This window comes from Chryseobacterium sp. GVT01B (assembly GCF_019970045.1).
Lineage (GTDB): Bacteria > Bacteroidota > Bacteroidia > Flavobacteriales > Weeksellaceae > Chryseobacterium.
Genome location: NZ_JAHXYI010000001.1, coordinates 627,330 through 641,565, shown reverse-complemented (window position 1 = coordinate 641,565; position 14,236 = coordinate 627,330). Strand labels below are relative to the sequence as shown.

The 14,236-nt window shown below is 35.7% G+C and carries 14 protein-coding genes; 5 read left to right on the top strand and 9 right to left on the bottom strand.

Annotated features, from left to right (window positions below; translation table 11 throughout):
• Nucleotides 1–111: 111 nt before the first annotated feature.
• The 9 genes from LC457_RS02890 to LC457_RS02850 form a co-directional block, all read right to left on the bottom strand.
• Entirely contained in the window at nt 112–606 is a 495-nt protein-coding gene (locus tag LC457_RS02890; protein ID WP_223598534.1) for a low affinity iron permease family protein, read from the bottom strand.
• A gap of 94 nt (nt 607–700) precedes the next feature.
• Nucleotides 701–1,897, bottom strand: a complete 1,197-nt coding sequence (locus tag LC457_RS02885) for a PepSY domain-containing protein (protein ID WP_223598533.1) — start codon at nt 1,895–1,897, stop codon at nt 701–703.
• 269 nt (nt 1,898–2,166) lie between these two features.
• Nucleotides 2,167–2,784: a hypothetical protein gene (locus tag LC457_RS02880; RefSeq protein ID WP_223598532.1), complete on the bottom strand. Its 618-nt coding sequence runs from the start codon at nt 2,782–2,784 to the stop codon at nt 2,167–2,169.
• A gap of 18 nt (nt 2,785–2,802) precedes the next feature.
• Nucleotides 2,803–4,974, bottom strand: a complete 2,172-nt coding sequence (locus LC457_RS02875) for a TonB-dependent siderophore receptor (protein ID WP_223598531.1) — start codon at nt 4,972–4,974, stop codon at nt 2,803–2,805.
• A 303-nt stretch (nt 4,975–5,277) separates the two neighbouring features.
• Nucleotides 5,278–5,583: a 30S ribosomal protein S10 gene (gene rpsJ / locus LC457_RS02870; RefSeq protein ID WP_002661363.1), complete on the bottom strand. Its 306-nt coding sequence runs from the start codon at nt 5,581–5,583 to the stop codon at nt 5,278–5,280.
• Nucleotides 5,584–5,599: 16 nt separating this feature from the next.
• Nucleotides 5,600–7,717 (bottom strand): elongation factor G, encoded by a 2,118-nt coding sequence (gene fusA / locus LC457_RS02865; protein WP_047376558.1) that lies wholly within the window; start codon nt 7,715–7,717, stop codon nt 5,600–5,602.
• A 6-nt stretch (nt 7,718–7,723) separates the two neighbouring features.
• Complete coding sequence (rpsG, locus tag LC457_RS02860; RefSeq protein WP_034694654.1) at nt 7,724–8,200, bottom strand: 30S ribosomal protein S7; 477 nt, start codon at nt 8,198–8,200, stop codon at nt 7,724–7,726.
• Nucleotides 8,201–8,223: 23 nt separating this feature from the next.
• Nucleotides 8,224–8,637, bottom strand: a complete 414-nt coding sequence (rpsL, locus tag LC457_RS02855; protein WP_002983146.1) for a 30S ribosomal protein S12 — start codon at nt 8,635–8,637, stop codon at nt 8,224–8,226.
• A gap of 228 nt (nt 8,638–8,865) precedes the next feature.
• Nucleotides 8,866–10,002 (bottom strand): hypothetical protein, encoded by a 1,137-nt coding sequence (locus tag LC457_RS02850; RefSeq protein ID WP_223598530.1) that lies wholly within the window; start codon nt 10,000–10,002, stop codon nt 8,866–8,868.
• A gap of 229 nt (nt 10,003–10,231) precedes the next feature.
• Between LC457_RS02850 and LC457_RS02845 the strand changes: the two genes are divergently transcribed.
• The 5 genes from LC457_RS02845 (at nt 10,232) to LC457_RS02825 (ending at nt 14,168) form a co-directional block, all read left to right on the top strand.
• The gene (locus tag LC457_RS02845) at nt 10,232–10,708 is read left to right on the top strand and encodes a Dps family protein (protein WP_047380538.1); all 477 of its coding nucleotides are present in this window, start codon (nt 10,232–10,234) and stop codon (nt 10,706–10,708) included.
• A 95-nt stretch (nt 10,709–10,803) separates the two neighbouring features.
• Nucleotides 10,804–11,982: a nicotinate phosphoribosyltransferase gene (pncB, locus tag LC457_RS02840; RefSeq protein ID WP_223598529.1), complete on the top strand. Its 1,179-nt coding sequence runs from the start codon at nt 10,804–10,806 to the stop codon at nt 11,980–11,982.
• Between the two features lie 129 nt (nt 11,983–12,111).
• The gene (locus LC457_RS02835) at nt 12,112–12,582 is read left to right on the top strand and encodes a YciI family protein (protein WP_223598528.1); all 471 of its coding nucleotides are present in this window, start codon (nt 12,112–12,114) and stop codon (nt 12,580–12,582) included.
• A 146-nt stretch (nt 12,583–12,728) separates the two neighbouring features.
• Entirely contained in the window at nt 12,729–13,703 is a 975-nt protein-coding gene (locus LC457_RS02830; protein ID WP_223598527.1) for a DUF6624 domain-containing protein, read from the top strand.
• Between the two features lie 231 nt (nt 13,704–13,934).
• Entirely contained in the window at nt 13,935–14,168 is a 234-nt protein-coding gene (locus LC457_RS02825) for a hypothetical protein (protein ID WP_077413577.1), read from the top strand.
• Nucleotides 14,169–14,236: the final 68 nt, after the last annotated feature.

Here is a 14,236-nt window from a genome sequence, read left to right as displayed (position 1 = left end):
TAAAAAACAAACATAAAATTAAATACAACAGCAAAAACATAAATTACAACAATATAATGTTAAAAAAATATTGCAATAATTAAATTTTAAAGAATTTTTTAAACCAAAACCCTATTTATTTTTTTGTTCCTTCTTCTGCATCCATTCTTCATGTTTTCTTTTGAAGAATTCGTATTTGTAATCCTGATTTCTCTGTGCGGCGTCAATGGAATGGGAAGTATGAATATCCGCATCTTTTTTAGCAAGCTGAGCTAGTCTTTCGTAATAAAGATGAAGCTGGTCAAGCTCTGCTTCTGTAAGATCTTCAATATCTACAATTCGGTTGCTGGCTTTTTCGTGGGCGGCAATAATTTCGTTCAGTTTGATCTGTATTGCTTTTGAATCTTTATTCTGAGCTTTCTGAATAAGGAATACCATCAAAAAAGTAATAATTGTAGTTCCGGTATTGATAACAAGCTGCCATGTTTCTGAATAGTCAAAAAAAGGACCTGTAACTGCCCATATTACCACGATCAGGAAAGCTCCGATAAAAGCAATGGGACTTCCGGTAAACTTCACAGCCCAATTTGAAAATTGTTCAAAAATATGATGACCTTTATGACTCATAGCTTCTTTTTTTATATATAATAAATGTATAAAAATTAATCTGAAATCATGAAAGGGTTTAGAATATGAGGTATCTAAATACTTTGGGTTGTTTCTATTTCATTTTTCTGAATCTATGCCACCAGATCACAAACCCTGTCACCGGCAATGAACAGCCGATAAGAGAAACTACAAAATAGAGAATAATACTGGGCAGCCCCATGATCTCTCCTGTGTGTAAGGGTTTTGCCAAAGCAGTAAACTGTTTGTTCAAAGGTTTGTCTGAAAACAGTTCTTTTGTTTTGAAAACTCCGGTTTTGTCAAATGTCACTTCATCCGGGAACATCATTCCAAGGCAGTTTTGCCTGTTGGTTTTGATAACAACATACCTCGGATTTTCTTTATTGGGAAGTTCTATACTAGTAACAGCAGTGTAAGCAAGGTGGTGATCTGCCAGCTTTACAATTTGATCCACTGAAGCAGAAGTAACATCTTTCAGATTTTTCTTTTCGTCCTGTTTCTGAAGCATATCTTCCAGAAGTCCTACGAAGGCATCATCTCCATTATCTTTTTCTTTTGAAATGTTATCTATTGACGATCCTCCCAGACTTATAATAAGAGCATTCTTCACCCATGGGTAGGTCACATACAATCCTGTAACGGCAATAAAGAAGAGCATCAGAAAAGTATAAAATCCCAGTGTATTATGCAGATCATAATTGACCCTTTGAAATTTTGCTTTGAACATAACAGTGAGGCCCTGTTTCAAAAATTTCAGTTTCTTCGGGAGCCAGAGAATAAATCCAGAAATCAACAGAATACAAAACATAAGAACTGAAGCTCCAACAATCTGCCTTCCTGCATTTCCCATCATCAGGTTTCTATGAAGATCCAGAACAGTTTCAAAGAATCTCCCCGAGCCAACATCCGGCTGTCCGAGAATTTCTCCTGTATATTGGTTATAGTAGGTACTTTTATCCAGATTATTCTCACGGTAACCAATCACATAACTTTTCCCTTTATTATCGGGAATCATCAAAGAGGTAAGCTCTTTATTGTGCTTTAATAATTCTGCCTGGATCAGATCAGGATTTATCGCTTTTACTGAGCCTGGGCTTATGTATACTTTATCTCTGTTGCTGAAATCAATAATCTGATTTTTGAATGCATACAAACAACCGGTAAGACACATGATAAAAACAATGACACTTGATACAAGTCCCAACCAGAGATGAGTAATCCACATCAGGTATTTTGTAACCGATTCGTTTTTTCTTCTTTTTCTGTAAAGGCTTTTGAATAATAGTCTCATTGTTTAACAGCAAAAACATTAAGACAGTAGTACTGTCTTAATGTTTTAAATTAAAATTGATATGAATAAATTAAAAAAAGTTAATACAAATTCGGGTAAGGAAGCATGAAGCTTTTAATGGAATTATCTTAGTCTAAAAGATTACCACTGAACTTTAATCTACATTCACCAAATTGAATATGTTTACTTAAAAGTAGTAAGAACTTTTAGCCCAATATCATATCCTTCTCCCGCTTCCTGCTTCCAGCCCTTACTGGTATCAATGTCGTTTATTTTCTTCCTTTAAACTGAACATCTTTTACGATTACTTCAAATTTCGTATAGTGTTCAGGACTTAGTGCTTTCTGAATAGCAGCTTTTCTCTGGGTATCAAATTTCTCCCAGTATTCTTTGGCCAGATCGTTGTTTCCGTGATATACATCGTGTGCATCATTGAATGCTTTTTCAAAGGCATCATTAGCTGCATTTACTACTTTGAACTCATCCTCGGAAAGCTGTGCTTCTGTCTTGATTCTTTCTAGTAATGCATTGTCATATCTTGGTCTTTTTCTGGAATTTTCGTCTACAAACTTATTGAACTTCTCCATCTGTGGACCGTCTAAAACTGTAGCCATTTCGATAGACTGCTGTGCTCTCAGTTCTTCATTTTTAATTCCTAAAGCTACGCGGTCCATATTACCACCCTGAGCTTTTGCTGCCTGGAAGTTCTGTTCCTGAAGCTGCTGATATTTTGCAGTAATTTCATTAAAGTTTTTCTCCTGTTCAGCAGTAAGTTTCACTTCTGTTTTAAACTGGTTGTAATCTATTCCTTTCTTTTTGTCTCCGGAGCACGAGACAGCCGCTGCACCAAGTGCCAATGCGAAGAATATTGTTTTAATACTTTTCATAATGAATGGTTTTGTTGATTAGAATTTATAGTTTACCTGTACAGCAAAGTTTCTAGGCTGTATCTGATCGATATATCCTCCCCTGAAATAAGAATTATAACCTACTGAATCAAAGATGTTGTTGAAGAACCCCCTTAATCCCAGTCCATTTTTGAAGGAATATCCTATCTGGGCATCTACCGTTGTATATTGTGGCATAAAGAAAGGCTTTTCACCTGGTTGAGTTCCATTCACATGACCGTTTTCTGTATTGGTATATATTTGTTTATAGTCATCCACTGGTCTTTCTCCAACAAAATAGATTCCGGCTCCTATGTCAAGACCTGTCAACATCCCTGTGTCGAATTTATAATTCAGCCATGCATTGGCAGAATGCTTAGGTGTATTAATAGGCGCTGAACCATTTACAAATGAAGGACTATCCTGATACTGTGCATCCACATAGGCCCATCCTGTCATCACTTGCAGGTTTGGAAGAATTTTACCTATCAATTCAACTTCAACACCTTGTCTTTTTAAGTTACCCGCAAATGCGTATTTTCCCGTAGGATTTCCACCATCAAGAAGTTCATATGATAAATTATCTGTCTTGATATCAAAGAGGGTTACATTAAATCTTAATCTTTCATTCAGCCAGTCTGATTTAATTCCAGCCTCCCATTGTTTTGTAGTAGATGCTCCTACAGTTCCTCCGCTGAATAATACATTATTTGAACTTCTAAGCGCTGTAGTACTTGTATAGGAACCAAATATGTTCATATTTTCAATCGGTGAGATCATAATTCCCAATGAAGGGTTCCAAGCGTAGTCTTTTTCTTTATCTGAACCAATTAATCTACTGTAACGAACTCCCAAATGAGCTTTAATATACTTATTAAAAGTAATGACATCCTGTGCCATTAGACCCATTGTAGGTGCTACCGTGTTAATAGAACTAGCCGTTGATAAATCTATGTTAACTCCGACAGGAAGTATATTATTTATTTCATTCAGAACATTAATCTGATCAACGTCTTTAGCCTTATAGGAAGTAGTTGTAACATCAGATTCTTTCCAGTCAAAACCTACCTGAAAAGTGTGTTTCATGAATCCTGTCATTACATCAGCTCCGATAAAATCGAATTGAAATACTTTATTTAAATCCTCTCTTTCAGATCTCGTCAATGTTCTGTTACGGAACTCTGTCGGATTATCTCTCTTTAAAGGAGCCAGAGCCGCACCTACAATTTCAGTCTGATAAGATGAGCTCATATAAGCAGCTCTTAATTTCAATTTCTCAGTCAGCTTTCGTGTCACAGTTGTCGAGAAGTTGAATGTTTCAGTCTTTGCCTTATCTGTAGAAAATCCAAGGAATTTTCTTCCCGGCATTCTGTATATTGCCTCGGTATCTCCTTTAGCAAGATTTACAGTACCTCTGTCTGGTGTAGTATTGTTATGCATATAATCCATTTCCACAACAATCTCAGTTTTATCGTCCGGACGGATGGCAATGGATGGATTTACGTAAATACGTTCTGTATTAATAAATCTTCTGAAGCTATTATTATTTTGGTAAGCTGCATTTAGTCTGACAGCAACTTTCCCCTGAGAATCCAATACTCTCTGGAAGTCAACTGTTGGTCTATAGAAATCCCAGCTTCCGTATCTGAAACCAACATTAGTCTGATTGATAAATTTAGGAACTTTAGTGACCACATTAATCACTCCACCTGCAGAACCTAAACCGTCACCTATTCCCTGTGTAACAGCAGCAGATCCTTTAATTATCTGAATACTTTCTATTCCCTGCATATCAGTAAGCATTCCTGCGGTACGGAAATCAGAATCCATCTGAACCCCGTTCTTTAAAACCGGAACCCCTCTATATCCTCTGATAGACATGCTTTCTCTGGTTCCTCCATAACTACCGAATTGAGTTACTCCGGGAACATTCTTTGCTACATCTGTAACTGTTAACCCTCCTAGATCCTCAATTACTTTATGGGAGATTACTGAAATACTCTGAATCTGATCTCTGGTTTTCAAAGGCAATCTTGTGATTGCTTCCAAACCTTGTGGTTGTTTTTTTCTTTCACCGAATAATTCTACTTCGTCAATTTCTTTCGACTTTTTAATAGAATCATTAACTTTCTGTGCATTTACAAAAACCCCACCTAACAACAGCAGAGAAAAGGATACTACTTTATTCATCTGATAATTTTTAGCAAAATTATTATTTTTATTCATTCTAAATAAATAGACGAGAGTGACATATGTCACCTGAAAAAGAAGTAATAATATCAGATCATTAATCCCTGCCGAGGACTCTTTACAATCCCTAAACAGATGTACGCTATCATTAAGAGTAATTCCGTGAAGGGTTTTTATGGTTGGAGAAAGTTCAATTCAAAAAAAAAGCAGATTTGATGATGTATCAAATCTGCTTTTCGAGTAATAAAAAAACCGTCCCTTAAAAAGGAACGGTTTGTATAATCATTGCAAAGTATGCATTTATCACACTTTAATTTCAACGTCTACACCTGAAGGAAGTTCTAATTTCATTAGAGCATCAACAGTTTTAGAAGAAGAAGAGTAGATATCCATTAGTCTCTTGTGAGCTGATAATTGGAACTGCTCTCTTGCTTTTTTGTTTACGTGCGGAGATCTCAACACTGTGAAGATTCTCTTATTCGTTGGCAATGGAATTGGACCGTTTACAACAGCACCAGTAGCCTTTACCGTTTTTACGATTTTCTCAGCAGACTTGTCTACCAAGTTGTAATCGTAAGATTTTAGTTTTATTCTGATTCTTTGTGACATTTCTTTAATTTAAAAATTAACCTTTTGCTTTAGCTATGATTTCTTCAGCAACGTTTTGTGGAGTAGCCTGGTACTTCTCTAATTCCATAGAAGAAGTAGCTCTTCCTGATGAAAGTGTTCTTAGAGTAGTTACGTATCCAAACATTTCAGAAAGTGGAACAGAACCCTTGATTACAACAGCACCATTTTTCTCTTCCTGACCACTGATAGTACCTCTTCTTTTGTTAAGGTCACCAATGATGTTACCCATATATTCTTCCGGAGTTACAACTTCCAGTTTCATAATTGGCTCCATAATTACTGGCTTAGCAGCACGTCCCGCTTCTTTAAATCCTAATTTAGCAGCCATTTCAAATGAAAGAGCATCAGAATCCACCGCGTGGAAAGATCCGTCTTTAAGAACAACTTTAATACCTTCAACTTCGAAACCAGCCAAAGGACCGTTCTTCATTGCAGCTTTAAAGCCTTTTTCAATTGCAGGAACAAATTCTCTAGGAACGTTACCACCTTTGATCTCATTGATGAATTCTAAACCAATTTTACCTTCTTCAGCAGGTCCTAATTCAAATACAATATCAGCAAATTTACCTTTACCACCAGATTGTTTTTTGTAAACTTCTCTGTGTTGAGCAACTTTTGTTAAGTTTTCTTTGTATTCTACCTGAGGCTGTCCTTGGTTAACTTCAACTTTGAATTCTCTCTTCATACGATCTACGATGATATCTAAGTGAAGCTCACCCATACCAGAGATAATCGTTTGTCCAGATGCTTCGTCAGTTCTAACCGTGAACGTAGGATCTTCTTCAGCCAATTTAGCTAAAGCGTTACCCATTTTATCCTGGTCAGCTTTAGTTTTAGGCTCAACAGCGATACCAATTACCGGATCAGGGAAAACCATCGATTCAAGAACGATTGGGTTTTTCTCGTCACACATTGTATCACCTGTCTTGATAGATTTGAATCCTACCGCTGCACCAATATCACCAGCTTCAATATATTCTACTGGGTTTTGCTTGTTAGCGTGCATCTGATAGATTCTAGAGATTCTTTCTTTATCTCCTGAACGAGTGTTCAAGATATAAGAACCTGCATCTAGTCTTCCAGAGTATGCTCTGAAGAATGCTAGTCTTCCCACGAACGGGTCAGTAGCAATCTTAAATGCTAATGCAGAGAAAGGCTCATCTACAGATGGTTTTCTTGTGATTTCAGCGTCAGTTCTTGGATCTGTACCTTTAATATCATCTTTATCCAATGGAGAAGGCAAGTATTTACATACTGCATCCAACATAAACTGTACTCCTTTATTCTTGAATGAAGAACCACAAGTCATTGGGATAATAGATAAATCGATAGTAGCAGCTCTCAATGCAGCATTGATTTCTTCTTCTGTAATTGAATCCGGATCTTCGAAGAATTTCTCCATCAAAGTTTCGTCATATTCAGAAACAGCTTCTACTAGTTTCTCTCTATATTCAAGAACTTCATCTTTCATATCTTCAGGAATTGGCACTACTTCGAAAGTAGCTCCTTGTCCTGCTTCATCCCAGATGATAGCTCTGTTTTTAATTAAGTCAACAACACCTTTGAAATCTTCTTCAGCACCGATTGGTAAAACGATTGGAACTGCGTTAGATCCTAACATTTCTTTAACCTGGTTTACCACGTTAAGGAAGTCAGCACCTTGTCTGTCCATTTTGTTTACGAATCCCATTCTTGCAACTTTGTAGTTGTCAGCAAGTCTCCAGTTTGTTTCAGACTGAGGCTCTACTCCATCTACTGCAGAGAATAAGAATACCAATCCATCCAATACTCTTAAAGATCTGTTTACTTCTACTGTGAAGTCAACGTGTCCCGGTGTATCAATGATGTTGAAGTGGTAAGGCTTAGTTTCAGGTAAAGCTTTTCCTTGATCTGTTGGAAAGTTCCAAGAACAAGTGGTAGCTGCAGAAGTAATAGTAATACCTCTTTCTGCTTCCTGCTCCATCCAGTCCATTGTAGAAGCACCATCGTGAACTTCTCCAATTTTGTGGTTTACCCCTGTATAGAATAGAATCCTTTCTGTAGTGGTAGTCTTACCTGCATCAATGTGAGCAGCGATACCAATATTTCTTGTAAATTTAAGATCTCTTCCCATTTCAGATTAGAATTTGAAGTGTGAGAAAGCCTTGTTAGCTTCCGCCATTTTGTGAGTATCAGATTTCTTTTTGAAAGCAGCACCTTCTTCTCTTGAAGCAGCTACAACTTCGTTAGCTAATTTCAAAGCCATAGACTTATCATTTCTAGCTTTAGAATACTTGATTAACCATTTCATTGCCATAGAAATTTTTCTATCAGCTCTGATTGGCATAGGGATTTGGAAGTTAGCTCCACCTACTCTTCTAGAACGTACTTCTACGTGAGGCATTACATTTGTAAGTGCATCTTTCCAGATTTCAAGTGCAGTTTTTTCGTTATCTCCTTTTTTAGTTTCTACGATCTCTAATGCATCATAGAAAATTTTGAATGCGATTGACTTCTTACCGTCAAGCATTAAGTTGTTTACGAATCTCGTTACCAATTGATCATTAAATTTCGGATCTGGTAACAACGGTCTTTTTTTCGCTTTTGTCTTTCTCATTGCTTTTGTACCTTATTTAATGATTATTTTTTCTTTCCTTTTGCAGGAGCAGCAGCTGCTTGTCCTGGTTTAGGTCTCTTAGCTCCGTACTTAGATCTTCTCTGAGTTCTTCCATTTACACCAGCTGTGTCTAATGCACCTCTTACGATGTGGTAACGTACTCCCGGTAGGTCTTTCACCCTTCCGCCTCTAACCAATACTATCGAGTGCTCCTGTAGATTATGTCCTTCGCCCGGGATATAGGCATTCACTTCTTTACCGTTAGAAAGTCTTACCCTTGCTACTTTTCTAAGTGCAGAGTTAGGTTTCTTAGGTGTAGTTGTATATACTCTCGTACATACACCACGTCTTTGTGGACAAGAATCAAGGGCAGCCGATTTGCTCTTCTTGGCAAGCGTGGCTCTTCCTTTTCTTACTAATTGTTGAATAGTAGGCATTTAATTGCTTTTTATTTTAGGGTGCAAAAATAGTAATATTTTTTTAATCTGCAAACACTTATATAAAAATTAAAATCAAATACTTACATCCGAAATCGAACACGTTTCTATATGATAATCAGAGAAGCATAATAAACATGCGGAAAAGGAACAGAAAAACAGAAATTTCCCATATGAAAAAATGAGTATTAAATAATTATGAAATTTATAATTCTGACGATTTCACTTTTAACTCCGAATAAGATAGTTTTGAATCCATTCAATCATGGTATCATGCTGAAGATGTAAGAGAACCAACATATAAAAGATACAGGAAAAGAGAAGATACGAATATTGTATTGGGTTATTATTAAATGATATCGCTTCAGAATCATTCGTATTTAACTGGAATGTAAAGACAATAAATAATAATGTAGAGTAAATATAATTCCATCTCATCCAATCAATACCAAGATAGTATAAAGGGGCAGCCCAAAGAAGGCAGATTATATTACAGAAAACATAGGTATAGAATGATCTTCTTTTAAACAGGTAAACATAAAAACCCATTTGAAATATCATGATGAGGAATTCTATAGCATGAACCAGAAATGATAATTTATACTGAAGGACATAATTAAAATCAAAATAATATTCCAGATCGAAAATATTCTCTTTCTGAAAAACGACTCCCCTGCTTTTCAAAATAGATAGACTTTCCCCTTCGTTAACATTTCCGCCAAAAAAATATATAATACCAATACCTGCAAAAGCAGCTATTGTTATAGACAGCATATATTTAAGGTTAATTTTCTGCCACTTCGAATAATTAATCCATATTAAAAAGGGTAAGAAAAAAAATCCCGCCTCATGGATGAAGAGAAAAGTGATATAAAAAAAACACAATAAAGCATCATTAAGCTTCGATTTTTTTGCAAAAGAATACCAAAGCATTATAAGAATCAATATTATTTCTCTTCTGCCGGCATTTCTGACAGTTAGTGCAGGAAATAGCAGAATATAAGGAGAGGCCATAATACACAGATAAAAAAGATCAACTTTATATTTCTTTATGTATAGAAACGTCCCATACACAATTCCTGAAAGACCAATGATCTGAAAAATCAGGATTTGAAACTGTAACTTCACTCCCGTTACATCCTGTATATAAAAAAACACATCCCCCAAAAGACCTCTTCTTTTAAAACCGCCATCCGTGTAATTTATCAGCCAGTCAGAAATAGTCCAGACTGAAAACGGTTCTTCTGCTTTAAGATATAATGCTATAAAAACACCAATATAAATCAATACAATTCCAATACTGAAATATTTAACCAGTGATATTCTTTTATTTTCAGATATATTGATAAGGTTGTCAAAAAACATATGTATAAAATTTCCGCTGTCGATTCTTTCAACGCAATATTAATACTTCCAAACTATTTTAAAAAATTTTCTTATAGTTATCATCTATTAATAATTCAGGGAGTTCGGCACGATATTTCGTAAATTTGGGATATACAAAATGATAGACTATCAATCACAACAATAAAGCTTCGTTATATTTCATAGAAGCGGTGATTGTATATAATCCTAAAAAAATAAATATATACATATGAAAAATGCTAGTATCATTGGCCTTAAAGAAGCCGATTGTAAAAAGATTTCAGAAAAATTAAATGTACTGTTAGCCAATTATTCTGTGTTTTACCAGAATACAAGAGGTTCTCACTGGAACATCAAAGGAGAGCAGTTCTTTACCCTTCATCCAAAATTCGAGGAGTTGTACAACAGTCTTGTTTTAAAGATTGATGAGATTGCGGAAAGAATCCTGACATTGGGAGCTATTCCTGCACACAATTACTCAGATTATTTAAAGGTAGCAACCATCAAAGAAAGCAAAGAAGTAACTGATGGCACCAAAAGTGTTGAGCTGATTTTAAGCTCTTTCAAAGTAGTAATTGATCTGCAGAGAGAACTTTTAGATATTACAGATGAAGCAGGAGATGAAGGTACCAATTCGCAAATGAGCGATTATATTACAGAACAGGAGAAGGAAGTTTGGATGTACAATTCTTATCTTGGAAAATAACTCCATAAAATGCATTGAAATATTTCAAAAAAATCGCCTTACATTTAGGCGATTTTATTATTTATTTTTACATTTGCGTTAAAATTACACATATCATGAACGACGTAAGACTGAACTCTATCCTAGATAATGATTTTTATAAAATAACCATGCAGAATGCAGTGGTAAAACTATTCCCTGGTTCTATTGTAAAATACGAATTTATCAACAGGGGAAAACACCACTTTCCGGAAGGATTTGACGTTGCTTTAAGAGAAGCTGTTAATAAAATGGCTGAACTTAAACTTACGAAAGACGAGAAAAAGTTCATGGCAAGAACATGTCCTTATATTGATCTTCCTTATCTGGATTTTTTGGAAGGGTATCATTATGACCCGTCTGAAGTAAAAATACATCAGGAAGGAGGCGATCTTTCCGTTGTTGTAGAAGGACTTTGGTACAGAACAATTCTATGGGAAGTTCCTTTACTGGCCTTGATCAGTGAGCTTCACTATGAGATGAACCATATGGAAAGAGATTCCAATGAGGTGGTGATGAGTAAAACGATTGAAAAAGCAGATTCATTAGGCAGACTTGGAGTAACTTTTGCAGAATTCGGGACCAGAAGAAGACATTCTTATAAGGTACAGAATCTGGTAATGGAAGCATTAACTCAAAAAAGAGACTCAACCTTTATCGGAAGCTCTAATGTACATTTTGCGATGAAATACGGTGTAAAGCCTATCGGAACCCATGCACATGAATGGTTTATGTTCCATGCTGCTGAATACGGATTCAAAATGGCCAACGAAATGGCTCTGGAACATTGGGTAGATGTATACAGAGGGGATCTTGGAGTGGCTCTTTCAGACACTTATACTACGGATGTTTTCTTCCAGCAATTTGACAAAAAATTTGCAAAACTTTTTGACGGTGTTCGTCATGACAGTGGAGATGCATTAGAATTTGCAGATAAAACTATTGCTCACTATCAAAAGAATGGCATCAATCCTATGTTTAAATATATTATTTTTTCGGATGCTTTAAATCTTGAAAAGGTAGAAGAAATTACCAATTACTGCAGAGGAAAAATTGGTATTTCATTCGGGATAGGAACCAATCTTACCAATGATGTAGGATTAAAACCAATGAACATCGTAATGAAACTTATTGGTGTACAGGCTCCAAATAAAGAATGGATTCCTACAGTAAAACTTTCCGATGAACATGGAAAGTATACAGGTGATCCCAAGATGATTGAACTGGCCAAAGAATTTCTAAGAATAAAAGATTAAAATAAACCCATCTGAAAAAATTATATATAACCTCGTAACCATCGAGGTTTTTTTGTATCATATCATTTTTGAAATTCAGCGCTCATAAATCTTTAAGGTTTTTTATTATATTTATCAAAATAAAACAAGATGAAATCAAAACCATTATTAACCGCATGCCTGCTCATATCAGCATTGTCATTTGCACAGGAAAAGAAAGCAGAAAAACCTAAATATAATCAGGAACTGGCAACTTCATTAGGAGCTGATCAATATGGGATGAAACCCTATACTATTGTCATGCTGACAACAGGTTCTGTTAAGATTGAAGACAAAGCCAAAATGGGCGAACTCATGAAAGGTCATATGGCTAATATTGGGAAACTGGCAGATGAAGGCAAAATTATAGTAGCCGGTCCTTTCCTTGAAAAGAATAAAGAAAACTACCGCGGAATGTTTATTTTCAATACCAAATCTAAGGAAGAAGCTGAGCAATGGGTAAAAACAGATCCCGCTGTACAAGCCGGAGTCTTTAGTTATGAAATTTTCCCATGGTATGGTTCTGCTGCTTTACCATTGTATTTAAAGCATCACGAAGAGATTACAAAGGAAAACCCGTGATATCACCTTAAAAAAATGATAATCTTTAAGAACATATGACTTTATTAAAAGAAGAAATTAAAAGACTAAAGGAAGACAAAAAATAACTATTTCAATACTTCTTCCAACAAAACCAGAAATTACCAAACTCAAAAAAAATAATAACCATGAAAATAAGACTATTCGTTTTGCTGTGTCTAGCATCAACAAAACTACTCTTCGGACAAGCTGTTCCCAAAGAATACACTGATAAAGTAAAAGCGGCTGAATCTCTTTACCAAGCCAAGGATTTCAAAAACTCTGCCAGCAACTATTCAGAAGCATTTAAATCTAACGGCTGGAAAGCATCTCTAAATGACAGGTATAACGCAGCATGCTCCTGGGCAATGGCATCAGTGCCAGACAGCGCATTTTTCCAACTTGACAGGATTGCAGCAAAATTCAGTAATTACAACCATATAACTAAGGATACAGACCTTAGCTCTTTACATAATGATAAACGATGGAAGCCTCTCATCGAAAAAATCAAACATAATCAGGAAAAAGCAGAAGCAAATCTGAATAAACCTTTGGTAGCAAAGCTTGGTAATATTTATAATGAAGACCAAAAGTACAGACGACAAATCGATAGCATTGAAAAAAAATACGGTGGAAATTCAAAAGAAATGGACAAGCACTGGCGGCTTATCAATAAAAAAGATTCACTAAATCTTATTGAGGTAAAAGCCATTCTTGATAAATATGGCTGGCTGGGTCCTGATGTTGTGGGCGGACAGGGAAGCGTTACATTATTTCTTGTTATCCAACATGCAGATCAGGCAACACAGGAAAAATATTTACCTATGATGAGAGATGCTGTAAAAAATGGTAAAGCACAAAGCGGCAGTCTGGCCCTTCTCGAAGACAGGGTGGCCCTGAGGCAAGGCAAAAGACAAATTTACGGCAGTCAGATTGGACGTGATCCTGAAACACAAGTATATTATGTATCTCCACTGGAAGATCCTGAAAATGTAGATAAAAGACGCGCAGATGTTGGACTTCCTCCATTGGCAGAATATGTAAAGAATTGGCAAATGAAATGGGATGCGGAACAATATAAAAAAGACTTGCCTAAACTGGAGGCAAAAATAAAGCAGAAATAAACAGAAATCACATCGCTATACTATTCATAGCTAAATTTCAAATCTAATTGAGATTCTTTTATTTTAAACTTATTTGGCATTTTAAAAAATCTAACCTCCATTTTAACATTTCTCATCAATTAATTCAATCATCATAGAATAATTTACTATTTTAGTTCAATATTTTTTAACATACTTATTTAATTATAAGAGTGTTAAGAATTTAATTTACTAAACAAAAAAAATTAAACCATGAAAAAGAACTTAACAAAACTTTTAAGAACAGATTTGAAAGATGTATTTGGAGGAACACTCTATCCGGCAGAATGTCCCGGAGGATGCCACGGTGAAGGCATGATCAGATGTCCTGATGGCACTACCACCATGACTAATTTTATATGCATGGGGGGAACCTGCCAACCGGCAGCAATGTGTAAACCATTGGTTCTTGAACCTTTTCCAGATCCGATTATAATCACCCCATAATCTGAACGAACAATACATAAAGTGAGCTTTTCGGCTCACTTTTTTAGTATCTTTAAATAAATAAAACC

Excerpts from the sequence above, each read along its gene's own strand:
- LC457_RS02890 (WP_223598534.1), bottom strand. The coding sequence starts at position 606 with ATGAGTCATAAAGGTCATCATATTTTTGAACAATTTTCAAATTGGGCT.
- LC457_RS02885 (WP_223598533.1), bottom strand. The coding sequence starts at position 1,897 with ATGAGACTATTATTCAAAAGCCTTTACAGAAAAAGAAGAAAAAACGAA.
- LC457_RS02880 (WP_223598532.1), bottom strand. The coding sequence starts at position 2,784 with ATGAAAAGTATTAAAACAATATTCTTCGCATTGGCACTTGGTGCAGCG.
- LC457_RS02875 (WP_223598531.1), bottom strand. The coding sequence starts at position 4,974 with ATGAATAAAGTAGTATCCTTTTCTCTGCTGTTGTTAGGTGGGGTTTTT.
- rpsJ (WP_002661363.1), bottom strand. The coding sequence starts at position 5,583 with ATGTCACAAAGAATCAGAATAAAACTAAAATCTTACGATTACAACTTG.
- fusA (WP_047376558.1), bottom strand. The coding sequence starts at position 7,717 with ATGGGAAGAGATCTTAAATTTACAAGAAATATTGGTATCGCTGCTCAC.
- rpsG (WP_034694654.1), bottom strand. The coding sequence starts at position 8,200 with ATGAGAAAGACAAAAGCGAAAAAAAGACCGTTGTTACCAGATCCGAAA.
- rpsL (WP_002983146.1), bottom strand. The coding sequence starts at position 8,637 with ATGCCTACTATTCAACAATTAGTAAGAAAAGGAAGAGCCACGCTTGCC.
- LC457_RS02850 (WP_223598530.1), bottom strand. The coding sequence starts at position 10,002 with ATGTTTTTTGACAACCTTATCAATATATCTGAAAATAAAAGAATATCA.
- LC457_RS02845 (WP_047380538.1), top strand. The coding sequence starts at position 10,232 with ATGAAAAATGCTAGTATCATTGGCCTTAAAGAAGCCGATTGTAAAAAG.
- pncB (WP_223598529.1), top strand. The coding sequence starts at position 10,804 with ATGAACGACGTAAGACTGAACTCTATCCTAGATAATGATTTTTATAAA.
- LC457_RS02835 (WP_223598528.1), top strand. The coding sequence starts at position 12,112 with ATGAAATCAAAACCATTATTAACCGCATGCCTGCTCATATCAGCATTG.
- LC457_RS02830 (WP_223598527.1), top strand. The coding sequence starts at position 12,729 with ATGAAAATAAGACTATTCGTTTTGCTGTGTCTAGCATCAACAAAACTA.
- LC457_RS02825 (WP_077413577.1), top strand. The coding sequence starts at position 13,935 with ATGAAAAAGAACTTAACAAAACTTTTAAGAACAGATTTGAAAGATGTA.